Here is a 26093-nt window from a genome sequence, read left to right on the forward strand (position 1 = left end):
GACGGTTCGGGTCCTTCAACGGCGAAGGGGGTTGGCGATGGTGACGTAGACGGACTGGGTGTCGACCGGCCCGACCAGTTCGTCCAGGCCGTGCAGCCGGGTGAGCAGGTTGGCCTTGCAGCGGAGGGTGGGGGCGTCCAACAGCAGCCCGGACAGCGGTGAGCCGAGGTGACCCGCTCCGGCGAGGAACTGGCGGAAGGCCGCGATCAGGACGCTTTCGTCGGCGAGGCCCTGGGCACCGAACGCCCCGATCAGACCGAGGACGTTGTTGATGCCGAGGTAGTAGGCGAAGCGTTCGTCGGTGACATCGTCGGAGACGAAGGTGTCGCTGACGGCGCCGATACCGGGCAGCCGCTGCTCCAGCGAGGCGCGGTGGGATTCGCGGAAGTAGTAGCCCTGGTTGTCGCGGTAGCGACCACCGACGGGCCAGCCGGCGGCGTCAAGGAGTACCAGTGTGTTCTGCTGATGCGCCTCCAGGGCGATGCCCGCCGTACCGTCCAGCCAGAGCACCGGGCGTACGACCTGGTCCAGATAGCGCAGGAACCACTCGGCGGCCACGGCCGCGCCGGGGCGGCCGGTGCGGGCGGCGAGGGTGGAGATGAGCTCGGCGAGCCGTGACCGCATGCCGGTGCGGCCGGGAATGGGGCGTGCGGCGGTGAGTCCGGCGATGCAGACGGCGTCGTCCCCGGCGGTGAACGGGTTGTGGCGCACCATCACGTCGAGTCCGGTCACGGCTTCGCCGTCCTCGGTGTCGACGGCGAGCCAGGCGGGGTCGCGGACGATGTCGAAGCCGGGGTGGGCGGCCTGCCACTCCTTGGTGAGGCCGCCGCGCAGCAGACGCTGGACCTCGACACCGCGGTGCAGTTCCTTACGGAGGTTCTCGCGGCGGGAGTTGGTGATGCGGACCCCGAGGGAGAGCTTGAGCATGGCGGGGGCGCCGGGCCGGTAGACGGTACGGATCGAGGACGTCGGGTGCCAGGGGGCGCCATGGGGGCCCAGGTCATGGAGGAGACCGGCGTCGAGGAGACGGGCCACGGCGGGGCGGTGCCTCACCTCGCGTGCCTGCCAGGGGTGGAGGGGCAGGGCGACGGCGTTCCCGGGAAGGGGGACGTCACCGAGGAGGCGTGCCGTGAGCACCTCCGCTGGCAGGACACGGCCCTGCTCGGTCCAGGCGGAGTCGCCGGCGAGTACGGACCGGTCGACGGCCATCCAGTGCAGCGGGAACGAGCCGCGCGACTCCGGCGAGTAGAGCCGGGCTTCGGCCTCGGAGAGCCCTTCCCGGCTCTTGGGCGTGGGGTGCAGCGGATGGCCGAGGAGGAGCGACTGCTCGGCGGTGAGGAACAGGTCGGCGTCGGGGGCGGTTTCGGGGCGGCGTCGGCGGTCGGCGAGGAAGTCGGCGGTGTGGAGGAGGGAGTTGGCGACCCTGCCGACCAGTTCCCCGCCCTGGTAGCGGCCCGACTCGCGGCCGAGGAGAGCGGCGACGGTGACGGCCTCGGCGGCCGGGGCGTCCCGGGGGGCGCTCTCCAGGAACGGCATCCCGAAGCGGTGCCAGCCCGTCACCGACCAGTACCGGACGGGGACGAGGAGCGCGGTGCCACTGGCGTGGAGGGGGATCCGCAGGACCTGTCCCTCGGGGCGTGGCAGATCGTTCTCCCTGACCCAGCAGCGCAGCAGGTTCTCGACGGCCGCCGCGTCGGCCGCCTTCAGCGGGTCGGGATGGTCGAGCTGATCGGCCGCCGGGACACCGGCGAACACGTCGGCACCGGTGGCGGGTTGGCCCTCGAAGCCGCCCGTCGGCTGCCGTGGCACCGTCGTCGGCTCGGCGGTACCGGCGGCGTGGGACACGTCCTTCCCCCGGTCATGTCCTCCGGGGTGGGCGGTGGGGCGGCCGGTGGCCTCGGGCACATCAGGTGCGGGGGTGGAGTTCACGGCGGGGGCTTCCTTGTGAGGGTGTCCTGGGGCGGTTCTAGGGGCTGGTTTCTTTCCGGCGGAGTGCGGCGCGCTCGGCGGCGGCCAGGGCGTCGGCGAAGCGGTCGAGGACCGCGACGGCCTGCTCGTCGGTGAGCGTGAGCGGCGGAAGGAGCCGTACGACGGAGGCCCGGCGGCCACCCAGTTCCACAATGAGACCGCGGCTCAGACACTCCCGCTGGACGGCCCTGGCGAGGGCCGGATCCGGCGGGGCCGGATCGCCGGCTTCCGGCGCGACGAGTTCCACACCGATCATGAGACCACGGCCCCGCACGTCTCCGATACAGGAATGGTTGGCGGCCAGCCCTTGGAGCTGCCCCAGCATGCGCGCGCCGAGGATCGCGGCGCGGTCGGCGAGATGGTTCTCCCGTACGTAGGCGAGGGTGGCCGCGCCGGCCGCCATCGCGAGCTGATTGCCGCGGAAGGTGCCCGCGTGGGCGCCGGGCGGCCAGCAGTCCAGATCCGCGTGGTAGACGATCACGGCCAGGGGAAGGGAGCCGCCGATCGCCTTGGACATCACCATCACATCCGGGGTGATCCCGCTGTGCTCCACGGCCCAGAAGGTGCCGGTCCTGCCGACCCCCGTCTGCACCTCGTCGGCGATGAGCGGGATGGAGCGGTCGGCGGTGATCTCGCGCATTCTGCGCAGCCAACTGTCGGGGGCAGGGATCACTCCGCCCTCGCCCTGGACCGGTTCGAGGATCATTCCGGCGGGGGCGGCCAGGCCGCCCTTGGGGTCGTCGAGGAGGTTCTCGGTCCAGCGCGCGGCGAGTTCGGCACCGCGCTCCCCGCCGATGCCGAACGGGCAGCGGTACTCGTACGGATAGGGCAGCCGGGTCACCCGTACGTCCTCGGCTCCCCCGGAGACGGCGAGCGCGCCGGCCGTCATCCCGTGGTACGCGCCGGTGAAGGCGAGGAGCCCACCGCGGCCGGTGGCGGTACGGACGAGCTTGAGCGCGGCCTCGACGGCGTCCGTGCCCGCGGGGCCGCAGAACTGCACCCGGGCGTTCTCGGCGAACCGCGGTGGCAGGGTGGCGAACAGCTCGGTGGTGAAGGCGTCCTTGACGGGTGTGGCGAGGTCGAGGACATGGAGCGGCGCCCCCGAGTCGAGGACCTTCCTGATCGCGTCGAGAACGACCGGATGGTTGTGTCCCAGCGCCAGCGTGCCCGCACCGGACAGGCAGTCCAAGTACCGCCGCCCGTCGGCGCCTTCGATGGTCAGCCCCCGTGCGCGCACGGGCACGATGGGCAGGGACCTCGCGTAGGTGCGGGCCGCCGATTCCCGTAAGGACTGGCGCCGGAGGATGCCCTCGTGGGCGACGGTCGGTGCCGCTGGAGGGGGTTCGGTCACGGCCACGGCTGTCGGTCCTCCCGTTGTCACACGTCATGTCACAGTCGGTCGTCTGTCAGTACGGCGCTCGGCCGCCGAATGTTCGACAGGGAACGCCGACTTGAGACCGGGCGCCCGTGAGTCGGAGCGCCCGCCCCTTACGTACAAACGACGGAGAGTGCCCGGGATCACGGGCAGTCGAAAGATCCTTGGTCGCGGAACCACGGCCCTGCCGCACGCCGTCCCCATCGGCACCGGCATAGTGGGGGGCCGTTGTCCCTGATCCGGTATCACGGCCGGGACACGTCATCCGCTTCACCGTGCCAGATCGCTCTTCCGAATTATCCGAAGTCCCAGGGGGATACACGCCATGCGACCCATTCGTCCCACGCTCGCCGCACGCCGTGGAAGGAGCACACGGCGCAGAACCTCCCCCGTCCTCGCCGCGGCCGCGATGGCCGCGGCGCTCGCGCTGACGGCCACGGCCTGCGGGCCGGAGGAGGACAACGCCACCGGCCAGGCGAGCGACGCCGCCACCGGCTCGTCCGACGGCAAGATCCAGATACCCGACGAGCTCAAGGACCGGCTCAAGGAGCACGGGTTCGATCTGGACAAGTGGAAGAACGGCGAGTGGAAGAACTGGGACAAGGACACCTGGCTGCGTGAGGCCAAGGACTACATCAACCCGATCATCGAGGGCCTCTGGGACCCGGACCGGATGCGGGACGCGGAGGAGCCGCCGGAGAAGGCGGTCGACGAGCAGGACATCTCCGGCGACGAGGGCGTGACCGACCCGACTCCGGAGCCGGTCACCGCGCAGGCCGTGAACGCGCCGTACCGCGAGAACGCCGCCGAGGCGGGCAAGTTGTTCTTCGACGGCCCCGAGGGCTCGATGGTCTGCTCCGCGACCGTGGTCGAGGATCCGGCCAACCCCGGCAAGTCCAATCTGCTGTGGACCGCGGGCCACTGCGTGCACGCGGGCAAGACCGGCGGCTGGTACCGCAACCTCGCCTTCGTACCGTCGTACAACAACAGCGGTCTGTCGATGGCGGAGCTGGAGACGGCGCCCAAGGAGCAGATCGCTCCGGAGGGCGTGTGGTGGGCCGACTGGGCGCAGACCTCCGAGCAGTGGATCTCGCAGGGCGCCTCGACCGGCGGCCAGGGCGCGCCGTACGACTTCGCGGTCGTCCATGTCACCCCGGAGAAGGGCGGCACCGGCAAGTCCCTTGAGGAGACGGTCGGTTCGGCGCTGCCCGTGGAGTTCAACGCGCCGGCCACCCCCCAGATCGACGCCATGACGGCGACCGGCTACCCGGCGGCGCCGCCGTTCGACGGCCAAAAGCTCTTCCAGTGCCAGGACACGCCGGGCCGGCTGTCGATGACGGCCGACGACCCGACGATGTACCGGATCGGCTGCACCATGACCGGAGGTTCGTCAGGCGGCGGCTGGGTCGCGAACGGCGCGGACGGCAAGCCCGCCCTGGTGTCCAACACCTCCATCGGCCCGGTCACGGCCGGCTGGCTCGCCGGGCCGCGTCTCGGTGATGTCGCCAAGGGCGTCTACGACGAGGTCAGCGCGAAGTTCGCCGGTCAGTAACGCGGAACGGCAGCAGCAGCCGGTTGCCGCGCGCGAGCCGCGGCGTACGACCGGAAGGCGGCACCACCGTTCGAACCGGCGGTGCCGCCTTCCGCAGCAGCGGGATCAACGCGATTTGCGCGGCCGGTTCTGCGGATGCGGTCAAGGCCGCGGGATCTTCCACAGGTAGACGACATCATCGGGGCTCGCCGACGCGACGAGCGTGCCGTCGGGGCTGAACGCCAGGTGCAGGACGTTCCAGTGGTTGCCCACCAGCCGGTACTTCAGCTCGTTCGCGGCCGTGTCCCAGAGATTGACCTCATTGCCGTTGAACACGGCGAGGGTGGAGTCGCGAGGGCCGTACTGCACGCTCTGGACCGGCACGCCGATCGTCTCGTCGACGGTGCCCGTCAAGCGACCGTCGGAGGCGTTCCACAGCTCGACCGTCCGGTCCTTGGCGGCGGTGGCGATGGTTTTGCCGTCGGCGCTGTACGAGACGCCGTACGCCTCCTCAGCGCTGACGAGCTCCTCGCGCATCGTGTGCCGGGCCACATCCCAGAGCTGCGTGACGCCCTGGGAACTGGAGCTCCGGTCGCCGATGTAGCCAACCGTGGCCAGCGTCTTCCCGTCGCGACTGAACTCCACTTGCTTCGCCTGCATGTCGTCGTCGAGAACAGCGACCCGCTTGCCCAGGTCCGGGCCGGTCCTCGCGTTCCAGAGGTAGGCGCCGTCCACGCTCGCCGTGGCCAGAAGCCGGCCATCGGGACTGAACGCCACGCTGTTGAGGGTGTCCGAACCGTATTCGTCGGTGGTGATGGAGGCGACCTGCCGCCGCTGGGCCACATCCCACAGCGCCACGATGCTGCTGCCCGTTCCGGCGGCGAGCAGACTCCCGTCGGGACTGAAGGCCACCGCGGTCACCGAGACCTCGGTGTCGCCGGGCGCGGGGCGCGGGGCCAGGGTCGCGCGGATCGTGCGGCGGGCCACGTCCCAGAGCCGCACCTTGCCGTCCTTGCTGCCCGTCGCGAGGGTCTTGCCGTCGGGGCTGAACGCCAAACCGTCCGGCCCCTTGCCCCGGGTATAGCCGCCGAGCTTGGCGGTCGGTGCCATCTCGGTGGGTGTGTCCTTGTCGGTGGAGTTGTCGGGCAGCAGTACGGCGATCAGTACGGCGACCACCGCCAGCACCCCGATCGCGCCCACCAGCGCCGGTACGGACATCTGCGGCATGTCCGTGAGGGGAACGGGCTGCGCGGGCTCGGGTACGGTCACGGCATCCGGCACCGGGCCTTGCCGCTGCGGTGCCGCAGCCGCAGCCGCGGTGGCGGCGTTGTGGAAGTCCGGTGCGGGGTCGACGACGGTCCGCTGCGGCGGTACGGCGGGGTCCGGCCGGTGAGTGCCGTCGGTACGGCACAGGCGGATGACGTCGGCCAGGCCCGGCCGTTGGGCCGGGTCCTTCGCGAGGCAGCGAGCGGCCACGGTCCGGACGGGCTCGGGGCAGCCGTCGAGATCCGGTGCCTGTTCGAGGATGCGGTACAGCACACTGTGCCCGGTGCCGCCGAACGCGGGTCGCGCTGTGGCGGCGTACGCGGCGATGGCGCCGAGCGCGAAGACGTCGACGGCCTCGGTGAGGCTCTCGCCCCTGATGTACTCGGGCGCCATGTAGCCGGGCGTCCCGGCCAGCATGCCCGTACTCGTCACCGACGTGACGTCCGCCGCCCGGGCGATGCCGAAGTCGATGACCTTGGGGCCGTCGGCGCTGAGGAGGATGTTGGAGGGCTTCAGATCGCGGTGGATCACCCCGGCCGCATGGATGGACTGCAGTGCCTCGGCCACCTGCGCCGTCAGTGCCAGCACCTCCTCCACCGCCAGCGGCCCCCGCGCGGCCACCGCGTCGTGCAGCGCCGGCCCCGGCACGTAGGCCGTGGCCAGCCACGGTTCGCCGGCGCCCAGATCCGCGTCCACGACCGGCACGGTGTAGAGGCCCTGCACCCGCCGAGCCGCGGACACCTCCTGCTCGAACCGCTTGCGGAACGACGCGTCGGCCGCGTACTCGCGATGCACGACCTTGACCGCCACCGCGCTGCCGGCCGGGGTGCGCGCCAGGTAGACCCGGCCCATGCCGCCCGCACCGAGCAGGCCCTCCAGCCGGTACGGGCCCGCGGTGACCGGATCGCCGGATCCCAGCGGGTGGACCGGCGGTGGATCGGCCGGCCACCCCGGGGCGCCGACCGGATGCGGAACCGCCCGCGGGCCATGGTCCGGTTGGGACATGCCGACTGTCACCCCTAGCTGATCGTGCCTGCGCCAGCGCGGGCAGCCGCCTCGTACGAGGACACGGCACAACGCGCCCTCGCCGTACGCAAACCGGCGCTCCATCGAGGCCCGCGCTGGTTCGGGCGTCAGCGTAATGGAGCCCCGGCCGAGGCGTCTGTCCCGGTCCTGTCACAAGCGGGACCGCCTCGCGGGCGCCGGCTGACGACGTCCCGGCCACCGACCTGCGGCACCCGGCCGCGCCGGCGACCGCCGCCGGCATCCCCGATCCCGACTCGGACGCGCCCGCGACCTGGACAGCCTGACGACCGGAGCACACCACGAAGGCCCGCCCCCTCCTCGCGGGGGGGGCGGGCCTTCGTCCTGTCCAGGCTGCCGGGACCTTACGGTCAGCGGGCCACCGGCACATACGGGCTGAGCGCGGCTGCCAGCTCCTCGTGGACACGCGCCTTGACCACCGTGCCCTCCGGGGTGTGTTCCTCGGAGAGCACCTCGCCCTCGGCATGGATCCGGGAGACCAGCGCGCCTTCCGTGTACGGGAGAAGCGCCTCGACCTCGACCTCGGGCCGGGGCAGCTCCTCGTCGATGAGCGCGAGCAGCTCGGCGATCCCCTGGCCCGTACGCGCCGAGACCGCGATCGCGTACCGCTCCGCGCGCAGCAGCCGCTGGAGCACCAGCGGATCGGCCGCGTCGGCCTTGTTGATCACCACGATCTCGCGTACGTCCACCGCGCCCACATCGCGGATCACCTCGCGCACGGCGGCCAGCTGCTCCTCCGGCGCGGGGTGCGAGCCGTCCACCACATGCACGATCAGATCGGAGTCACCGACCTCTTCCATCGTGGAGCGGAACGCCTCGACGAGGTGGTGCGGAAGATGCCGGACGAACCCGACCGTGTCGGCCAGGGTGTAGATCCGGCCGCTCGGGGTCTCGGCCCGGCGCACGGTCGGGTCGAGGGTGGCGAACAGCGCGTTCTCCACCAGCACGCCCGCGCCGGTGAGCCGGTTGAGCAGGGACGACTTGCCCGCGTTGGTGTATCCGGCGATCGCGACCGACGGCACCTTGTTGCGCCGCCGCTCCTGCCGCTTGATCTCGCGGCCGGTCTTCATGTCCGCGATCTCCCGGCGCATCTTCGCCATCTTCTCGCGGATACGCCGCCGGTCCGTCTCGATCTTGGTCTCACCGGGACCGCGGGTGGCCATGCCGCCACCGCCGCCGCCACCCATCTGACGGGACAGCGACTGACCCCAGCCGCGCAGCCGCGGCAGCATGTACTGCATCTGCGCCAGCGCGACCTGCGCCTTGCCCTCACGGGACTTGGCGTGCTGGGCGAAGATGTCCAGGATCAGGGCCGTACGGTCGACCACCTTGACCTTGACGACATCTTCGAGATGGATCAGCTGGCCGGGGCTCAGCTCACCGTCGCAGACGACGGTGTCGGCGCCGCTCTCCAGCACGATGTCCCGCAGCTCGTGGGCCTTGCCGGAGCCGATGTACGTGGCCGGATCGGGCTTGTCACGCCGCTGGATCACGCCGTCGAGCACCAGCGCGCCCGCCGTCTCGGCGAGCGCCGCCAGCTCCGCGAGCGAGTTCTCGGCGTCCCGCACGGTCCCCGAGGTCCACACGCCCACCAGCACCACGCGCTCCAGGCGCAGCTGCCGGTACTCGACCTCGGTGACATCTTCCAGCTCGGTGGAGAGGCCCACCACACGCCGTAGCGCCGCGCGCTCGGAGCGGTCGAACTGATCGCCGTCCCGGTCTCCGTCGATCTCTTGGCTCCAGGCGACGTCCTCTTCCATCAGGGCATCGGCCCGAAGGCTTTCGGTGCGGTGGTCCGCGAAGCGCTGCGCGTCCTGGGAAGGGGAGGAAGAGGAGGTCATTGGATCCTTACGTCGAGAGATTTCTGATACGTCGGTCACAACGCGTGACGGCGGAAAATGATTCCCGGCCGCGGTGCCGACACATCGATGGTGGCACGGTTCGGTCCGGCCGTCACTCCGGTTTCACGCTCTGTTCCCGGACCGTGCCCCCAGTGCCGTGGGGCATCCGGTGCGGCGCCCCGTACCGGTTCCGCGGCGCGTTCTGGTTCCTGGCCGGTGCCTCGGAGCGCCAGTCGGGGTGGCCGGGCATCGGCGGAGTCTTCTGCCGGTACAGCCACGCCTTGAAGAACGCGGAGAGATCGCGCCCCGCGGTGGACGACGCGAGCTCGATGAAGTCGGTCGTGGCCGCCGTCCCGTCCCGGTGGATCCGTACCCAGTCACGCTCCAGACGCGCGAAGGCCGTCTCGCCGATCTCGTGCCGCAGCGCGTAGAGCACCAGGGCGCTGCCGTCGTACATCACCGGCCGGAACAGGCTGATCGGCTGCCCCGCGACCGGCGGCTTCGGGGCCGCCGGGGGGCCACCCACCGCCCGCCAGCCGTCGGACTGCCGGTACGCGTCCCGCATCCGGGTCTCCATCGACTTCCCGGCGTGCTCCTGCGCGTAGCGCATCTCGTACCAGGTGGCGTGCCCCTCGTTCAGCCAGAGGTCGGACCACCTGCGCGGGGAGACGCTGTCGCCGAACCACTGGTGGGCCAGCTCATGGACCATGACCGAGTCGACGTACCACTCCGGGTATCCGGGCTCGGTGAACAGGGCCCGCTCGAAGAGCGAGAGGGTCTGTGTCTCCAGTTCGAAGCCGGTGTCGGCGGCCGCGACCAGCACACCGTAGTTCTCGAAGGGGTACGGCCCGACCTGCCGCTCCATCCAGCCGATCTGGTCCGGTGTCTTCTTGAGCCAGGGCTCCAGCTTCTGGCGGTCCGCGGCCGGCACCACGTCCCGTACGGGCAGTCCGCCGGGACCCTGGCGGCGCACCACGGCCGAGTCGCCGATGGAGACCTGGGCCAGTTCGGTGGCCATGGGGTGGCGGGTGCGGTAGATCCAGGTGGCGATCGCGCCCGCGCGTGCCCTGGCTTCCAGTACGCCGTTGGCCACGGCCGTCAGCCGCGAGGGCGCGGTGATCCGGAAGGTGAAGTAGGCCTTGTCGGCGGGGTGGTCGTTGCCGGGGAAGACGCGGTGCGCGGCGTCGGCCTGGTTGGTCATCGCCAGTCCGTCGGTGGTCCGTACCCAGCCGCCGACGTCGCCCGTCGGGTCGCTGGTGTGGCTGACGGTGATCCGCATCCGCGAGCCGTCCTCGACGGCGGCGGCCGGTGTGATCACCAGATCCTCGCCGGCTGTCGCGAAGCGCGCCGCGGCGCCGTTCACCTCGACCGAGCGGACCTTTCCATGGGTGAAGTCGAGGTTGATCCGTTCCAGCCGCTGGGTCGCCTGCGCGTCGATCTTGGTGATGGCGTCCAGCGGTTTGCGGTTGTCTCCGCCATAGGTGAAGTCGAGGTCGTAGCTGAGCACGTCGTAGCCGGGGTTGCCGAGCTGGGGGAAGAGCGGGTCGCCGATACCGAGCGGTTGGGGGGCGGGCAGGGTCGCGGCGACGAGGGTGACCGAGGCGGCGGCCAGCAGGGCGGCGCGCAGTCGGCGGTGGGTGAGGAGCATGATCCACGGCTACCAGCGCCTCCCCGGCGCACCGCGACGGCGCGCTCCGCACCCACCCGAAAGGGGCAGGTCAGAGCGCGGACACAGGCCGGATGCCAGGCGGCGCGCGGTTGACGAGGCCGCCCGGCGGAACGGTCAGGCGGTCGCCGGATGCTGGGCGCGGCTGACGTCGTACACCCCCGGTACATCGCGCATCGCCCGCATCAGACCGGGCAGGCCCGCCGCGTCGGGCAGCTCCAGCGTGTACGTGTGCCGTACGCGCTGCTCGCTTGGCGGCTCCACGGTGGCCGCGACGATCGCGGCGCCCGCCGTGGCGATGGCTTCCGTGAGATCGGCGAGCAGCCGTGGCCGCCCGAAGGACTCGGCGTACAGCGTGACCCGGCACTCCGGGGCGTCTCCCCAGCTCACCGCGACGGGCGCGCGGTCGAGGGCCCGCATCCGTTCCACCGCCCGGCACTCCTGCCGGTGGACGGTGACCACACCGCCACGCACCGCGAAACCGGTGACGGCGTCCGGCGGTACGGGCGTACAGCAGCCCGCCAGCCGGACCGTCGCGCCCGGCAGGTCCACCACGGCGTTGGCGACGTCCCGCCGGCCCGCACTGACGGCGAGGGCCGCGCGGGGTGTGGCGGCGGGGAGTCCGACCGTTTCCGGATGCGCCGCGAGCCATCCCGTGATCGCGATCCGGGCGGCGGCGGTACGGGCATGGCTCAGCCACTCCGGGGAGGGCCCCGAGGCGGCGTCCCTGTCCAGCAGCAGCTGGACCGTGTCCCCGTCGCTCAGGACCGTGCTGAGCGTCGCCAGCCGGCCGTTGACGCGTGCCCCGAGGCAGCCGTGCGCGGCTTCGCCGTACTGCGCGTACGCGGCGTCCACGCAGGTCGCCCCGGCCGGGAGTCCGAGCATGCCGCCCTCGGCGCGGAAGACGGTGATCTCCCGGTCCTGGGCGAGGTCCGCGCGCAGCGTCGTCCAGAAGGTGTCCGGGTCGGGCGCCGCCTGCTGCCACTCCAGGAGCCGGGAGAGCCAGCCCGGCCTGGTCGGGTCGGCGCGCTCGCCGTCCCCCGGGTCCCCGGGGGACACCGGCGCGGCACCGGCCGGGGCGGTGGTCCCGGCTGCGGACCCCGTACCGTCCTGTGCTCCCCCGTTCTCGACGGACGCGTACGGATTACCGAGCGCGACCACCCCGGCCTCGGCGACCTTGTGCATCTGGTGCGTACGGATGAGGACTTCGGCGACCGCCCCGTCGGGACCCGCGACCGCGGTGTGCAGGGACTGGTACAGGTTGAACTTGGGTGCGGCGATGAAGTCCTTGAACTCGGAGATGACCGGGGTGAAACAGGTGTGCAGCTCGCCGAGGACCGCGTAACAGTCGGCGTCCTCTGCGACGAGCACCAGCAGCCGGCCGAAGTCCGTGCCGCGCAGCTCGCCGCGTTTCAGCCCGGACCGGTGTACGGAGACGAAGTGCCGGGGCCGTACGAGGACTTCAGCGGCGATACCCGCCTCGCGCAGCACCCTCCTGACGTCCTCGGAGATCGCCGCGAGCGCGTCGCCCGCGGTGGCGTTCTCGGCGATCAGGGCACGGGTGTGCGCGTACTCCTCGGGATGGAGGATCGCGAAGACCAGGTCCTCCAGCTCGGTCTTGAGGGCCTGTACACCGAGGCGTTCGGCGAGCGGAATGAGGACGTCCCGGGTGACCTTGGCGATACGGGCCTGTTTCTCGGGGCGCATCACCCCGAGGGTCCGCATGTTGTGCAGCCGGTCCGCGAGCTTGATCGACATCACCCGGACATCGTTGCCAGTGGCGACGAGCATCTTGCGGAAGGTCTCGGGCTCGGCGGCGGCGCCGTAGTCGACCTTCTCCAGTTTGGTGACCCCGTCGACCAGATAGCAGACCTCGTCCCCGAACTCCGCGCGCACCTGGTCGAGCGTCACTTCGGTGTCCTCCACGGTGTCGTGGAGGAGAGAGGCCGTCAAGGTCGTGGTCTCGGCGCCCAGTTCGGCGAGGATCAGGGTCACGGCCAGCGGATGCGTGATGTACGGCTCGCCGCTCTTGCGGAACTGCCCGCGGTGCGAGGCCTCGGCGAGCACATACGCCTTGTGCAGCACACCGAGATCCGCGTCCGGATGGTGCGCGCGGTGGGCGTCCGCGACATGGCCCATGGCGTCGGGCAGCCTGTCCCTGGAGGTGGGACCGAGTAACGCGGCCCGGCCGATTCTGCGAAGGTCGATCCGGGCAAGGCCGCGTCTGCGACTCACCTGGGCACCAGGGTTGGTGGCCTCTGCACTCATGGGCACCTCCGGCAGCTTCGACCGGCGGTGAAGAGCAAGGGCGCCCTCCGGGCCGGTGCTTGATGCTATCGAGCCCACCACGTGGAGCAGTCCCGCTCTCGCCCGGCGTGAAACGGATCACCCATTCGAGCGAGCTTCAGACCGTGCGTGTTGCGAAGGCCGTTTCGAGCCAGGCCGGATCGAGATACCCCTCCGCGACGATGACGGCGGGGCCGGTCATCTCGATCTCGCCGTCCGGGTGTTCCGTGATGACGAGCCGTCCGCCGGGCAGATCCACGGTGTAGGCGACGGGGGCTCCGGTCACCGCGGGGTCGATGCCGTCCCTTCGGGCCGCGGCGACGGCCACGGCGCAGGCGCCCGTACCGCAGGAGCGGGTCTCGCCCGAGCCGCGCTCATGGACGCGCATGGCGACATGGCGCGGACCGCGGTCGACGACGAATTCGACATTCACGCCGTCCGGGTAGACGGACGCGGGGCTGACGGGCGGCTCGGAGAACAGATTCCCCGCGTGCGCCAGCTCCTCCACGAACGCGACCGCGTGCGGATTGCCCATGTTGACATTCCGTGCGGGCCACTCCCGGCCGCCGACGGCCACGGTCACCCCGTCGTCGGGAAGCACGGCACGCCCCATACGGACCGTGATGTCGCCGTCCTCGGCCCCGGTCACCGAGCGGCCCGCGCTCTTGGCGAGGTGCACGCGCTTCACCCCGCCGCGCGTGGCCACCGCCAGATCGCCCGCCGTCACATGGCCGGCGCGCTGGAGATAGCGGGCGAAGACCCGCACACCATTGCCGCACATCTCGGCGATGGATCCGTCGGCGTTGCGGTAGTCCATGAACCACTCCGCCTCGCCGGCCATGGCGCGCGCCTCGGGGTGCGCGGCCGACCGTACGACATGCAGCAGCCCGTCGCCGCCGATGCCGGCCCTGCGGTCGCACAGAGCGGCGACGGCGTGGGCGGGCAGGTCGATGGCGTTGTCCGGGTCGGGGACGATCACGAAGTCGTTCTCGGTCCCGTGTCCCTTGAGGTAGGCGACCGGCGCGGTCTGGAAGGTGCTCACGGGGTCCATCGTACGAGCGGGGACCGACATCACCACCGCGCGGTCAGCGCAGCCGCGCGACCCGCCAGACGGCGAGGGCGACCAGGGCGGCGGCCACGGAGACGTACAGGGCGATGACGCGCCAGTCGGGGCGTTCGCCGGAGGCGCGGGTCGGCAGCCCCGGCCAGGTGTGGCCGACCCGGCGGGCGGCCATCATGGCCCAGCCCGCCGCGCAGCAGCTGATCAGCAGCCCCAGCATGGCGACGACCGCGCCGCCGTCCCCGGTGCCGAAGGCGAGGGGGAAGGCGAACATCAGCGAGCCGATCGCCGCGAGCCCCACGATCGGGGCGAGCTGCCAGATCCGCATCCGGCGCTGGGGACGCAGTTCGACCTCGACCTCGGGGGTCGTGGTCTCGTCTTCAGGACCGTCGGGGCTCAGCCCCGGGGAGGCGTCCGGGATGTCCGGCGCCGTGGGTTCTCTGTCGCGAGGGCCGGCCTCCATCGCCACGCGCCCTCCCCAATCGGACTTCACTGGTCGATCGATGCCCGATGGTCGATCGATGCTCGATGATGGCACGCCCGGAGGTACCGCAAGGGCGCACGGAGCGTCCCGATGCCATCACGTGATCAGGCTGTGACCGCTCGTTCGACCAACGCCAGCGCCCGGTGCGGCAGTTCCTCGCGGTGCTCCGATCCGCCGCCCAGCCAGTGGACCCGCGCGTCGCGGCGGAACCAGGAGTCCTGCCGGCGCGCGAAGCGTTTGGTGGCGCGTACGGTCTCGGCGCGCGCCTCTTCATCGGTGCACTCCCCCGCGAGCGCCGCGAGCACCTGCTGGTAGCCGAGGGCGCGCGAGGCCGTACGTCCCTGGCGCAGCCCCCGGGCCTCCAGGCCGCGCACCTCGTCCACCAGCCCCTCGTCCCACATCCGGTCCACGCGCCGCGTGATCCGCTCGTCCAGCTCGGGGCGGGCGACATCGACGCCGATCTGAACGGTGTCGTAGACCGAGTCATGGCCCGGCAGATTGGCGGTGAAGGGCTTGCCGGTGATCTCGATCACCTCCAGCGCCCGGACGATACGGCGGCCGTTGCTGGGCAGGATCGCGCGGCCTGCCTGGGGGTCCGCGGCAGACAGCCGGGCGTGCAGGGCGCCGGACCCGCGCAGGGTCAGCTCGCTCTCCAGCCGGGAGCGAACCTCGGGATCGGTGCCGGGAAAATCGAGGGCGTCGATGGCACCGCGTACGTACAGTCCCGAGCCGCCCACCAGGACGGGGGTACGGCCCGCGGCGAGCAGCCGGTCGATCTCCGTCCTGGCGAGCCGCTGGTACTCGGCGACGCTGGCGGTCTCGGTGACCTCCCAGATGTCCAGGAGGTGATGCGGGACACCGGCACGCTCCTCGGTCGTCAGCTTGGCGGTCCCGATGTCCATCCCCCGGTAGAGCTGCATGGAGTCGGCGTTGACGACCTCACCGTCGAGTTGCCGGGCGAGATGAACGCCCAGATCGGACTTGCCGGCCGCGGTGGGACCGACGACGGCGATGACCCGCGGTGCGGTAGCTGCGCTTCTCACTGCCCCAGTCTCGCAAACACACAGGCCGCTCCCCGAATGAGTTACGTGACGGCACACGATCGGCTTCGTTGCCTGTTGCGAGGTTCCGGCCGCCGGTTTTCTGGCCGGTGCCCCTGGGCGACGCAATGGGACGCTCCGGGCGGCGCGGAATTTCGCCCTCACGAGTAATGTATGGAGAAGATATGGGTGTTTTTTCACGGTTTCGCCGGAAGTCGGTAGCCGCGTCCGAAGCGTCAACCGCGGAGGCATTGGCTACCACTCCAACGGCCGATCCCGCCGCGGACAGCGTCGTCGTGGCGGCGGAGGCCGAATCCGGGGAGACCGGAGCGGCGACGGCCGAGCCTGCGGAGAGTGCCGGGCCCGAGACGGCTGCGGCCGAGGGCGTGGAGATCCCGAAGCAGCAGTCGGCGGAGGCCGCGGCGGACAATGAGGCCGGGAAGAGCACCCGCAAGTAGGCTGCAAGTAGGCTGTTGTCTCCTCCGAGGGAAGGTGGCCCATGAGCTTCCTGGATTCATTGAAGGCCAAGATCGGCCCGGCCAAGAACAAGGTCGCTGACCTCGCGCAGCAGCACGGGGACAAGATCGAGCACGGGCTTGAGAAGGCCGCCCGCACGGTCGATCAGAAGACCAAGGGCAAGTACAGCGACAAGATCGACAGCGGGACGGGCAAAGCCAAGGACGCCCTGGGCAAGCTCGCTCACAAGGATGACGGCACCACCCCGCCGCCACCGCCCGCTTCCTGATCCTCGGCGCACAGAGGCCGCCACACCGGCCAAGAGGTCGGCACACAGGCCAGGACGGCCGCGAGGCGCTCAGCAGCGCTTCGCGGCCGTCGTTCTTGTGCCCGGGGCCACTTCCTTCCCGGGGGCCGCTTCCTTCCCAGGACCACTTTCTTCCGGGGAGCCACTTTCCTCCCGGGGGACCGCGCCGTCTCTGAGAGAGGGCCCCACCGACCTGCGCTACGACCAGGCCGCGACGAGATAACCCACGCCGTAGGGCGCGTCCTCGTACAGCAGCTCGCCGCCCAGACCGGCCCCCTCGGCGGCGCCCGCCAGCACCTGCCAGGGCGCCCGGCCGGCCGCCTTGAGCGCGTACGCAAGCTCCGCGTCCAGCGCCGTCAGCGCCGCCACGTCCGCCGTGCGCAGGGCCCGTGCCACCTCCTCGTCGAATCCGGCCGCCCGTTCGTCCAGATATCCCGGCGCCTTCAATGAGCGGCACGCGCTGGCGTCGCCCATCACCAGCAGCGCCATCCGGCCGGCCCGCGCCGCGAGCTCCCGTCCCGTCCGAAGGCACCGCTCGGTGTCGAGAGGTTCCCCCACGCCCAGTCCGCTGACGGGGGCGGCGGCCCAATGGGCACGTTCGAGCAGCCAGGCGGCCACCGCCAGGGACGCCGGCAGCTCCCGTCCGGGGCCCTCGCCGGTCCCCGCCCGCCCCGTGGCCGTGGCCGCGCCCAGGACGACGTCGAGGTCCACGCCGAAGCCGCGGAAGGAGCCGACGGCCCCCGAGGGGTGCTCTCCCCGGCGGTCCCGCTCGGCGGGTCCGACGACGATCAGCCGCTCGGGCCCGGCGGCCGCCAGCACCCCGAGGGCATCGGCGCACGCCGCGCGCGCGGCATCGAGCTCGGGGGCTGCTCCGGCGGCCACGGCGGGTACGAGCAGGGGCGGACTGGGACACACGGCGGCGGCTACGAGCATGATCAGCAGCCTAGGCCCTGTCCTAGACGAGCGAGTTCTCCGTCCCGCCCGCGCGGACAGAAGGTCCGCGCTGAGGGCGGGTTCCCGGGGAGGGCGGTGCCCCCGCGTACGGCGGGCCGCAGCACGGAGGGCGGTGCCTCGTCACTCGACGGAGCAGCCGCCCGTCACGGCCGGCAGCGGGGCCGGGACCCCGACCATGGGCAGACCCAGCAGCACACCCGCGGGCTTCGCGGCCTCGGTCGCGTTCCGCCGGTCCCAGGCGTCTCCGGCGCGGGTGCGGCGTACCGTCCGCGTCGGGCCCTCGGCGAGCAGATGGTGCGGTGCGGCGTAGGTGATCTCGACGGTGACCACATCGCCGGGACGCACCTCCTCGTCCGGCTTGGTGAAGTGGACGAGGCGGTTGTCGGGGGCGCGTCCGGAGAGCCGGTGGGTGGCGCCGTCCTTGCGTCCCTCGCCCTCCGCGACCATGACCTCCAGCACCCTGCCGACCTGCGTCTTGTTCTCCTCCCAGGAGATCTCCTCCTGGAGGGCGGACAGCCGCATGTAGCGCTCCTGGACGACCGCCTTGGGGATCTGCCCCTCCATCTCGGCGGCCGGGGTCCCGGGGCGCTTGGAGTACTGGAAGGTGAACGCCTGCGCGAAGCGCGCCTCGCGCACGACCCGCATGGTCTGCTCGAAGTCCTCCTCGGTCTCGCCCGGGAAGCCCACGATGATGTCGGTGGAGATGGCGGCGTGCGGGATGGCGGCGCGCACCTTGTCGATGATGCCGAGATAGCGCTCCTGCCGGTACGAGCGGCGCATCGCCTTCAGGATGGTGTCCGAGCCGGACTGGAGCGGCATATGGAGCTGGGGCATCACATTCGGCGTCTCGGCCATCGCCGCGATCACGTCGTCCGTGAAGTCGCGCGGGTGCGGCGAGGTGAAGCGGACCCGCTCCAGGCCCTCGATCGCGCCACAGGCCCGCAGCAGCTTGGAGAACGCCTCGCGGTCACCGATGTCGGATCCGTACGCGTTGACGTTCTGGCCCAGCAGCGTGATCTCGGAGACCCCTTCGGCGACCAGCGCCTCGATCTCGGCCAGGATGTCGCCGGGGCGGCGGTCCTTCTCCTTGCCGCGCAGCGCGGGGACGATGCAGAAGGTGCAGGTGTTGTTGCACCCGACGGAGATGGAGACCCACGCGGCGTAGGCGGACTCGCGACGGGTCGGCAGTGTGGAGGGGAAGGCCTCCAGCGACTCGGCGATCTCGACCTGGGCCTCTTCCTGGACCCGGGCGCGCTCCAACAGCACCGGCAGCTTGCCGATGTTGTGCGTACCGAACACGACATCGACCCAGGGGGCGCGCTTCACTATGGTGTCGCGGTCCTTCTGCGCCAGACAGCCGCCGACGGCGATCTGCATGCCGGGCCGCTTGGTCTTCATCGGCGCGAGCCGGCCGAGGTTGCCGTACAGCTTGTTGTCGGCGTTCTCCCGCACCGCGCAGGTGTTGAAGACAACGACATCGGCGTCGCCGTCGGCGCCCTCGGGCGCGCGGACGTACCCGGCGTCCTCCAGCAGACCCGACAGCCGCTCGGAGTCGTGGACATTCATCTGGCACCCGTAGGTGCGTACCTCGTAAGTCTTCTCGCTCATCTCGCCCACCAGGGTACGGGGTCGGCCGGGACGGCTGCCCGGGGATTCCCGTGGCGCCCGGGCATCCCGTGGAGATCACGGCGGGCGGAGAACCGACTGTGGCGGGCACAAGACAAGGCCTGGCCATTACGGGGAGTGAGCTGACAGGATCGGGGCATGTTCGGCCTTACGTCCCGTATCGGCCGCGGTCGCGCTCTCCAGGGCGCCGCCGCGGTGCTGGTGCTGCTCGGGCTGCTGCTGTGGTGGCTGCTCCCGATCGGAACGTCCGCGCCGGCCGGCTCGGTCACGTTCAGCACGGGCGTGACGAGCGGGGTCTATCAACGGTACGGAACGCTGCTGAAGCAGGATCTCGCCCGCGATCTGCCGGATGTGTCGATACAGCTCCGTACCAGCGAGGGCTCACAGCAGAACATCGCGCGAGTGGCCTCGGGCGAGGCCGATTTCACCATCGCCACCGCCGACGCCGTCGCCAAGTACCAGAGGGACGGCAAGCCGGGCGCGGACCGGCTGCGCGGCTGCGCGCGGCTGTACGACGACTATGTGCAGCTGGTCGCCGCGAAGGACGCGGACATCCGTTCCACCGCTGATCTGCGCGGCAAGAAGGTGGGGGTGGGGCAGGAGGGCTCAGGGGTCCGGCTGATAGCGGACCGGCTGCTGTCCGCCGCGGATCTCGACCCGCGGAAGGACATCGTCCCGTTCTCGGTCGGGATCGACACGATGCCGGGCCTTCTCGAACGGGGCGAGCTGGACGCCTTCTTCTGGTCGGGCGGGCTGCCCACCGGGGCGGTCCAGGACCTGTCGGAGCGCTTCGGCATACGGCTAGTGCCGCTGGAGTCCACGCTCGTCGACCGGCTGCATTCCTCGGGCGAGGCCGCGTCCCGCTACTACCGCTCCGCGGTGATACCCGTCGACGCCTATGGCACGGCGCAGAACGGCACGGCCGTACCGACGGTCGCGGTGGCGAATCTGCTGGTGACCACCGACCGGATGAGCGCCGGGCTGACGGAGGGCTTGACGCGCACGGTGATCAACAGCCGGGACCGGATCGGCGACGAGGTGCATCCCGCGCAGCTCGTCGATCTGCGGACCGCCATCTATACGGATCCGCTGCCGCTGCATGAGGGCGCCAAGCGGTACTACCGGTCGGAGAAGCCGTAGGGCCTTGGCCCCCGTAGGCCGGGCGGGCTCCTGATCAGGATCAGGCCGTCGGGGATGATCTCGGGACGCTCAGCGTGACCTGGAGTCCGCCCGGTTCGCCGTGTTCATAGGTGATCGAGCCGCCGCCGGGCGCGAGCAGGGCCCGGGAGATCGACAGGCCGAGGCCCGATCCCTTGATGTTCTGGTGGCGGTTGCTGCGCCAGAAGCGGTCCCCGATCCTGGCCAGCTCGTCATCCGTGAGGCCGGGACCGCCGTCGTTGATGACGATCTTCGAGGTCGTGCCGTCGCGGGCAACCGCCACCGTGACCTCTTCGCCGGCCGGGGTGAACTTGAGCGCGTTGTCGATCACGGCGTCCAGGGCGCCGGAGAGTGCGATGGGGTCGGCCCAGGCGGTGACCGCCGCGCGGTGTTCCGTGAGCCTGACGCCCTTCTCCTCGGCGAGGGCCCGCCAGGCGGCGACCCGCTCGGCGGCCACCTCACCGATGTCGGTGAGCCGCAGATCCGCGGCGGTGTGCTCGGCCAGCGCCAGGTCCAGCAGATCGTCGAGGACCTGTGCGAGGCGCCTGCCCTCCGTCCGTACGGAGGCGATCTCCTCGTTCCCGTCGGGCAGTTCGAGGCTGAGCAGTTCGATACGGAGCAGCAGGGCGGCGAGCGGATTGCGCAGCTGGTGCGAGGCGTCCGCGACAAAGGCGCGCTGCTGTTCCAGCACATCCTCGACGTTGTCGGCCATCTCGTTGAAGGAGCTCGCCAGCCGGCGCAGCTCGGGCGGCCCGCCGGCCGCCGCGACCCGGGAGTTCATCCGGCCGGTGGCGATGTCATGGGTGGCCGCGTCCAGTACCCGTACGGGACGGAGCACCCAGCCGGTCAGCCGGATCGCGGCCCCGACGGCGAGCAGCATGGCCGCCACCTCGCCCGCGGCGATGATCAGCCAACCGTGCAGGATGCGCGAACGCATCTGGCCGGTCGGCGAGTCGGTCACGACCACGGCGACGACATCGCCGTCCCGTACGACCGGTGAGTCGACGATCAGCCGGCCGTTCTGCCAGGGCCAGACCTGTTCGGGATCGCCACTGCGCCGGCCGAGCAGCGCCTCCTCGAAGGACTGCCGGGCCGGGCCCGCCTCGGGGACGCTCCAGCCCTCGGGGGCGCGGGCCATGACGCCGTTGTCGCGGTAGAAGACGCCGGCCCTGACCCCGTACACCTCGTAGTACCTGGTCAGTTCGGTCTCCAGCATCGTGCGCCGTTCCTGGGCGCCCGAGCGGCTCTCGGAGACGAACTGGGCCAGGGCCGCGACCCGCGCGGTGTCGTCGATCCGGTCGACGACGACGCGCTGCTGCTCGGCGGCGGCGAGGCTCACGGCGAGCGGGAAGCCCAGGGCGAGGAGCACGCCCGCCATGAGGATGATGAGCAGCGGAAGCAGTCGGGTGCGCACGGGGTGTTACGGACCCTGGTGTGCGCCGGGGACGACCAGGCGGTAGCCGACGCCCCGGACGGTCTCGATCAGCGCCGGCATGCCGAGCTTGCCGCGCAGGGAGGCCACATGGACCTCCAGCGTGCGGCCCGTACCCTCCCAACTGGTGCGCCAGACCTCGCTGATGATCTGTTCGCGGCCGAACACCACACCGGGGCGCTGGGCGAGCAGGGCCAGCAGATCGAACTCCTTGCGAGTCAATTGGACGGCCGTGCCGTCCACGCTCACGCGACGGGTGGGCAGTTCGAGGCTGAGCCGCCCGAGCTGCTGGGTGCCCCCGGGGACCGGGGCCGACTCGTCCCCGCCGACGGCGCGCCGGCTGACGGCATGGATTCGGGCGAGCAGTTCGCCGGTGTCGTACGGCTTGACCACGTAGTCGTCGGCGCCGAGGTTGAGGCCATGGATCCGGGAGCGGACATCGGCCCGCGCGGTCACCATGATCACCGGGGTCGAGGTGATCCTGCGGATCTTGCCGCAGACCTGGTAGCCGTCCTGGTCGGGAAGTCCGAGGTCGAGCAGGACGACCGAGAAGGGCGCCTTGCCCACATTGGCCGCGGGCAGCACGGCCTGGAGCGCCTCCTCACCGCTGCGGGCATGTACGACCTGGAATCCATGCTTGGCGAGCACGGCCGACAGGGCGGCGGCCACATGGTCGTCGTCCTCCACGAGCAGCAGTCTCACGGGCCCCCTTCACGGTCGCGCTGATTTCGTCGCACCGTATTCATGCGCTGTTAGTACGTACCAGGCATCCACGCCGATCGCGCACGGTCAGTCAAGGGTCTTCCCGTTACGCCAAGGTTTCCGTTACCCACCCGGTACTCCCCCCACCGCCCTCTTCACGCGGAGTGTCCGGTTGCGGCCGGATCGTTATGCTCAATTTCCGCTCAGATGTAATGACGCTGATCGCAGTGCGTGACTAAGGTCCTCCCAACCGAGGAGGACGGAGCAAAAAGCCGATGAGCGGAGTGTCAGTGACCAAGGGCGCCGAGGACGCCGTGCCTGCGACGGGCGACCTGGTCGTACTGAGCAACGTGAACAAGCACTTCGGCGCGCTGCATGTGCTCCAGGACATCGACCTGACCATCGCCCGTGGCGAGGTCGTGGTCGTCATCGGGCCCTCCGGGTCCGGCAAGTCCACACTGTGCCGCACCATCAACCGCCTGGAGTCGATCGATTCGGGCGCGATCACGATCGACGGCAAGCCGCTGCCGGAGGAGGGCAGGGAGCTCGCCCGGCTGCGCGCCGATGTCGGCATGGTCTTCCAGTCGTTCAACCTCTTCGCACACAAAACGGTGCTGGAGAACGTCACGCTGGGCCAGATCAAGGTCCGTAAGACGGACAAGGCGGACGCCGAGGAGAAGGCACGCGCGCTGCTGGACCGCGTGGGCGTCGGCTCGCAGGCCGACAAGTACCCGGCCCAGCTCTCAGGTGGCCAGCAGCAGCGTGTCGCCATCGCGCGGGCGCTGGCGATGGGTCCGAAGGTCATGCTCTTCGACGAGCCGACCTCCGCGCTCGACCCCGAGATGATCAATGAAGTACTTGAGGTCATGCAGCAGTTGGCGCGCGACGGAATGACGATGGTCGTCGTCACCCATGAGATGGGTTTCGCGCGCTCCGCCGCCAACCGGGTTGTCTTCATGGCGGACGGCCGGATCATCGAACAGGCCACGCCCGACGAGTTCTTCAGCAACCCCCGCAGCGACCGCGCCAAGGACTTCCTGTCGAAGATCCTGCATCACTGACCGACGCTCTGGACACGGATCTCCCACAGAGATCCTTCACCGGACCGTTCACCTGGCTCATCACGGCTCTTCTTACGGTTCCGCCGAGTACGGCGGAACCGGTTCGTTCACGTCTCACCCGAGGGAAGTTCACGCATGAAGCTTCGCAAGGCAAGCGCGGCGGCCGCCGCCGTTGTCGTCCTCTCCCTGACCGCGACCGCCTGCGGCGGCGACAGCGCTGACAGCGCCGGCGGTGACGGTGGCGGCGACAAGATCACCATCGGTATCAAGTTCGACCAGCCGGGCCTCGGTCTGAAGAAGCCCGACGGCACGTTCGCGGGCTTCGACGTCGATGTCGCGACCTACGTGGCCAAGGAACTGGGCTACGACGCCAAGAACATCGAGTGGAAGCAGGCTCCCAGCGCCGAGCGCGAGAACCTGATCTCCAACGGAGACGTGAAGTTCGTCGCCGCCAGCTACACGATCAACGACGAGCGCAAGAAGAAGGTCGACTTCGCCGGCCCGTACTTCCTCGCCCACCAGGACCTGCTGGTCCGCGCGGACGACTCCTCCATCACCAAGGCCGAGGACCTGAACTCCAAGAAGCTCTGTTCGGTCACCGGCTCCACCTCGGCGCAGAACATCGCGGACAAGCTCGCGCCGAAGGCGGACCTCCAGGAGTTCGGTGGCTACTCCGAGTGCCTGACCGGCCTGGAGAACAAGGCCGTTGACGCCCTGACCACGGACGACTCCATCCTCGCGGGCTATGCCTCGCAGCAGGAGCACCAGGGCAAGTTCAAGCTCGCGGGCCTCAAGCTCAGCGACGAGCCCTACGGTATCGGCCTCAAGAAGGGCGACACCGAGCTGCAGAAGAAGATCAACGACGCCCTGACCAAGATGGTCTCGGACGGCTCCTGGCAGAAGGCCGTGACCGCCAACTTCGGTCCGGCCAACTACAAGAACGAGCCCGCCCCGAAGATCGACGCGAGCTGAGAGAAGCAGTGACGCGCCGCCGGCCGGGCCGGCGGCGCGTACCGACCAGCAAACCAGGGGAGAGCGCGGGGCATCGTGTTCGACTTTCTTGATTCCGGGCAGTACGACCTGCTCGGCGCCTTCTGGGTGACGGTGCAGCTCACCCTCTATTCCGCGGTGGGTTCCCTGATTTGGGGAACGCTGCTGGCCGGGATGCGTGTCAGTCCCGTACCACTCATGCGTGCCTTCGGTACCGCGTACGTCAATATCGTCCGTAACACCCCGCTGACCGTCGTTCTCGTCGGCTGTTCGCTGGGGCTCGGCCAGACGCTCCAGATCACGCTCGGCGGCGGGGACTTCAAGTCCATCGGCTTCCGGCTGGCCGTACTGGGCCTGGTCGCGTACACGGGCACCTTCGTCTGCGAGTCCCTGCGCTCCGGCATCAACACCGTGCCCGTCGGGCAGGCGGAGGCCGCCCGCGCGCTGGGGCTGAGCTTCTTCCAGGTGCTGGTACTGATCGTGCTGCCCCAGGCGTTCCGCTCCGTGGTGGCGCCGCTGGCCAACGTACTGATCGCGCTGACGAAGAACACGACGGTCGCCGCGGCCATCGGGGTCGCGGAAGCCTCGGCACTGATGAAGAAAATGATCGAGAACGAGGCCAGCGCGCTCTTCGCCGTCTTCGCGGTGATCGCCTTCGGCTTTGTCGTTCTCACCCTCCCGACCGGCCTGCTTCTGGGCTGGGTCAGCAAGCGCGTGGCGGTGAAGCGATGAGTGACACGTCCGTCCTGTACGACGCCCCGGGACCACGCGCCAAGCGGCGCAACATCCTCTACACGATCGTGTTCCTGGTGCTCTTCGTGCTCGCCGCGTGGTGGGTGCTGGCCACCATGGCCGAGAAGGAACAGCTCGCGTCCGAGAAGTGGACCCCGTTCGTCACGGACTCCGAGGTCTGGACGACGTATCTGCTGCCCGGACTCGGGGAAACCCTCAAGGCCGCGGCCCTCTCCGTCGTGATAGCCCTGCCGTTCGGCGCGCTGCTCGGCATCGGCCGGCTCTCCGACCACGCGTGGATACGGATTCCGGTCGGCGTGGTCGTGGAGTTCTGCCGTGCCATCCCGGTCCTGATCATGATGGTGTTCGCCAGTGCGCTGTACGTGCAGTTCAGCAATGTCGACTCGGACATCAGGCCGCTGTACGCCGTGGTGACGGGCCTCGTGCTCTACAACGCCTCGGTCATCGCCGAGGTCGTCCGGGCCGGCATCCTCACCCTGCCGAGCGGCCAGACCGACGCCGCGAAGGCGATCGGGATGCGCAAGGGCCAGACCATGTCGTACGTGCTGCTGCCGCAGGCCGTGACCGCGATGCTGCCGGCCCTGGTCAGCCAACTCGTGGTGATCGTCAAGGACACGGCGCTGGGCGGCGCGCTCCTGGGGCTGGCCGAACTGCTCGCGCAGAACCGCGCCATCACCGCGAACTACGGCGCCAACACCATCGCCACGCTCACCGTCATCGCGCTGCTCTACATCCTGCTCAACTTCCTCCTCACCACCTTCGCCGGGTGGCTGGAGAAGCGGCTGCGCCAGGGCAAGAAGGGCACCGGCGCGGTACCGAGAACAGGAGAGCCGCAGCACGCCTACGGCCCGGGGCACACCATGGACGGCGGCAACGCCTCCCTCTGAGGGGCCTTCCGAGGGGGGCCTTCCGAGAGGGACCTTCTGACGCGGGTTCCTTCTGACGCGGGTTCCTTGTGAGACGGGCGGGACAGGAGGGTACGCGCCGCTCAGCCCGTCGCTTGACGCGGGCACCCCCAGTAGGTTGCATACGTTCTGTGATCACGCACCGGGCTCCTACCGCCCTTGACCGTATGACCGCACGGGCCGGAGGG

The 26093-nt window shown here is 70.4% G+C and carries 21 protein-coding genes; 8 read left to right on the forward strand and 13 right to left on the reverse strand.

From position 1 onward, the window contains the following. Positions 1 to 15 precede the first annotated feature (15 nt). Positions 16 to 1929, reverse strand: a complete 1914-nt coding sequence (locus M1203_RS30575) for an IucA/IucC family protein (RefSeq protein ID WP_249953067.1) — start codon at positions 1927 to 1929, stop codon at positions 16 to 18. 37 nt (positions 1930 to 1966) lie between these two features. Next, a complete protein-coding gene (locus tag M1203_RS30580; protein ID WP_249953068.1) occupies positions 1967 to 3325 on the reverse strand; it encodes a diaminobutyrate--2-oxoglutarate transaminase family protein in 1359 nt (452 codons plus the stop codon). A 343-nt stretch (positions 3326 to 3668) separates the two neighbouring features. Between M1203_RS30580 and M1203_RS30585 the strand changes: the two genes are divergently transcribed. Then, positions 3669 to 4895, forward strand: a complete 1227-nt coding sequence (locus tag M1203_RS30585) for a serine protease (RefSeq protein WP_249953069.1) — start codon at positions 3669 to 3671, stop codon at positions 4893 to 4895. Between the two features lie 141 nt (positions 4896 to 5036). Here the strand turns inward: M1203_RS30585 and M1203_RS30590 are convergent, their stop codons facing one another. The 7 genes from M1203_RS30590 to miaA all read right to left on the reverse strand — a co-directional run bounded on the left by M1203_RS30590 (position 5037) and on the right by miaA (position 15564). Next, positions 5037 to 7145, reverse strand: coding sequence for a WD40 repeat domain-containing serine/threonine protein kinase (locus M1203_RS30590; RefSeq protein ID WP_249953070.1), 2109 nt, complete (start codon positions 7143 to 7145; stop codon positions 5037 to 5039). A 389-nt stretch (positions 7146 to 7534) separates the two neighbouring features. After that, positions 7535 to 9025: a GTPase HflX gene (gene hflX, locus M1203_RS30595; protein ID WP_249953071.1), complete on the reverse strand. Its 1491-nt coding sequence runs from the start codon at positions 9023 to 9025 to the stop codon at positions 7535 to 7537. Between the two features lie 112 nt (positions 9026 to 9137). Further along, positions 9138 to 10673: a M1 family metallopeptidase gene (locus tag M1203_RS30600; RefSeq protein WP_249953072.1), complete on the reverse strand. Its 1536-nt coding sequence runs from the start codon at positions 10671 to 10673 to the stop codon at positions 9138 to 9140. A gap of 135 nt (positions 10674 to 10808) precedes the next feature. After that, positions 10809 to 12959, reverse strand: coding sequence for a bifunctional (p)ppGpp synthetase/guanosine-3',5'-bis(diphosphate) 3'-pyrophosphohydrolase (locus M1203_RS30605; RefSeq protein ID WP_249953073.1), 2151 nt, complete (start codon positions 12957 to 12959; stop codon positions 10809 to 10811). A 136-nt stretch (positions 12960 to 13095) separates the two neighbouring features. Beyond that, a complete protein-coding gene (gene dapF, locus M1203_RS30610) occupies positions 13096 to 14028 on the reverse strand; it encodes a diaminopimelate epimerase (RefSeq protein WP_249953074.1) in 933 nt (310 codons plus the stop codon). 34 nt (positions 14029 to 14062) lie between these two features. After that, entirely contained in the window at positions 14063 to 14500 is a 438-nt protein-coding gene (locus M1203_RS30615) for a hypothetical protein (protein ID WP_249953114.1), read from the reverse strand. A gap of 125 nt (positions 14501 to 14625) precedes the next feature. Then, positions 14626 to 15564: a tRNA (adenosine(37)-N6)-dimethylallyltransferase MiaA gene (gene miaA, locus M1203_RS30620; protein WP_249953075.1), complete on the reverse strand. Its 939-nt coding sequence runs from the start codon at positions 15562 to 15564 to the stop codon at positions 14626 to 14628. Between the two features lie 248 nt (positions 15565 to 15812). Here miaA and M1203_RS30625 point away from each other — a divergent pair, with 248 nt between their 5' ends. Together M1203_RS30625 and M1203_RS30630 are read left to right on the forward strand one after the other, a co-directional pair. Beyond that, on the forward strand, positions 15813 to 16019 hold the full coding sequence (locus M1203_RS30625) for a gliding motility protein (RefSeq protein ID WP_249953076.1): 207 nt from the start codon (positions 15813 to 15815) through the stop codon (positions 16017 to 16019). A gap of 41 nt (positions 16020 to 16060) precedes the next feature. Further along, a complete protein-coding gene (locus M1203_RS30630) occupies positions 16061 to 16306 on the forward strand; it encodes an antitoxin (RefSeq protein WP_249953077.1) in 246 nt (81 codons plus the stop codon). Between the two features lie 216 nt (positions 16307 to 16522). Here M1203_RS30630 and M1203_RS30635 read toward each other — a convergent pair whose 3' ends face one another. Further along, complete coding sequence (locus M1203_RS30635; RefSeq protein ID WP_249953078.1) at positions 16523 to 17257, reverse strand: hypothetical protein; 735 nt, start codon at positions 17255 to 17257, stop codon at positions 16523 to 16525. 141 nt (positions 17258 to 17398) lie between these two features. Beyond that, on the reverse strand, positions 17399 to 18886 hold the full coding sequence (miaB, locus tag M1203_RS30640; protein ID WP_249953079.1) for a tRNA (N6-isopentenyl adenosine(37)-C2)-methylthiotransferase MiaB: 1488 nt from the start codon (positions 18884 to 18886) through the stop codon (positions 17399 to 17401). A 156-nt stretch (positions 18887 to 19042) separates the two neighbouring features. On the opposite strand from miaB, the gene M1203_RS30645 reads away from it, so the two are divergent. Further along, positions 19043 to 20044 (forward strand): TAXI family TRAP transporter solute-binding subunit, encoded by a 1002-nt coding sequence (locus tag M1203_RS30645; RefSeq protein ID WP_249953080.1) that lies wholly within the window; start codon positions 19043 to 19045, stop codon positions 20042 to 20044. 40 nt (positions 20045 to 20084) lie between these two features. On the opposite strand, the gene M1203_RS30650 is transcribed toward M1203_RS30645, so the two are convergent. Further along, positions 20085 to 21476 carry a HAMP domain-containing sensor histidine kinase gene (locus tag M1203_RS30650; RefSeq protein ID WP_249953081.1) on the reverse strand — a complete coding sequence of 464 codons (1392 nt, stop codon included), beginning with the start codon at positions 21474 to 21476 and terminating at the stop codon, positions 20085 to 20087. Between the two features lie 6 nt (positions 21477 to 21482). Then, entirely contained in the window at positions 21483 to 22196 is a 714-nt protein-coding gene (locus M1203_RS30655) for a response regulator transcription factor (RefSeq protein ID WP_249953082.1), read from the reverse strand. 275 nt (positions 22197 to 22471) lie between these two features. Between M1203_RS30655 and M1203_RS30660 the strand changes: the two genes are divergently transcribed. From M1203_RS30660 to M1203_RS30675, 4 genes are all read left to right on the forward strand, one after another. Beyond that, a complete protein-coding gene (locus tag M1203_RS30660) occupies positions 22472 to 23257 on the forward strand; it encodes an amino acid ABC transporter ATP-binding protein (protein ID WP_249953083.1) in 786 nt (261 codons plus the stop codon). A gap of 135 nt (positions 23258 to 23392) precedes the next feature. Further along, a complete protein-coding gene (locus M1203_RS30665) occupies positions 23393 to 24229 on the forward strand; it encodes a glutamate ABC transporter substrate-binding protein (RefSeq protein WP_249953084.1) in 837 nt (278 codons plus the stop codon). Positions 24230 to 24304: 75 nt separating this feature from the next. Then, a complete protein-coding gene (locus M1203_RS30670; protein ID WP_249953085.1) occupies positions 24305 to 24979 on the forward strand; it encodes an amino acid ABC transporter permease in 675 nt (224 codons plus the stop codon). Then, positions 24976 to 25887 carry an amino acid ABC transporter permease gene (locus M1203_RS30675; RefSeq protein ID WP_249953086.1) on the forward strand — a complete coding sequence of 304 codons (912 nt, stop codon included), beginning with the start codon at positions 24976 to 24978 and terminating at the stop codon, positions 25885 to 25887. The genes M1203_RS30670 and M1203_RS30675 overlap by 4 nt, the downstream gene beginning before the upstream one ends. Positions 25888 to 26093 lie beyond the last annotated feature (206 nt).

This window comes from Streptomyces sp. 35G-GA-8, from assembly GCF_023534745.1.
Lineage (GTDB): Bacteria > Actinomycetota > Actinomycetes > Streptomycetales > Streptomycetaceae > Streptomyces.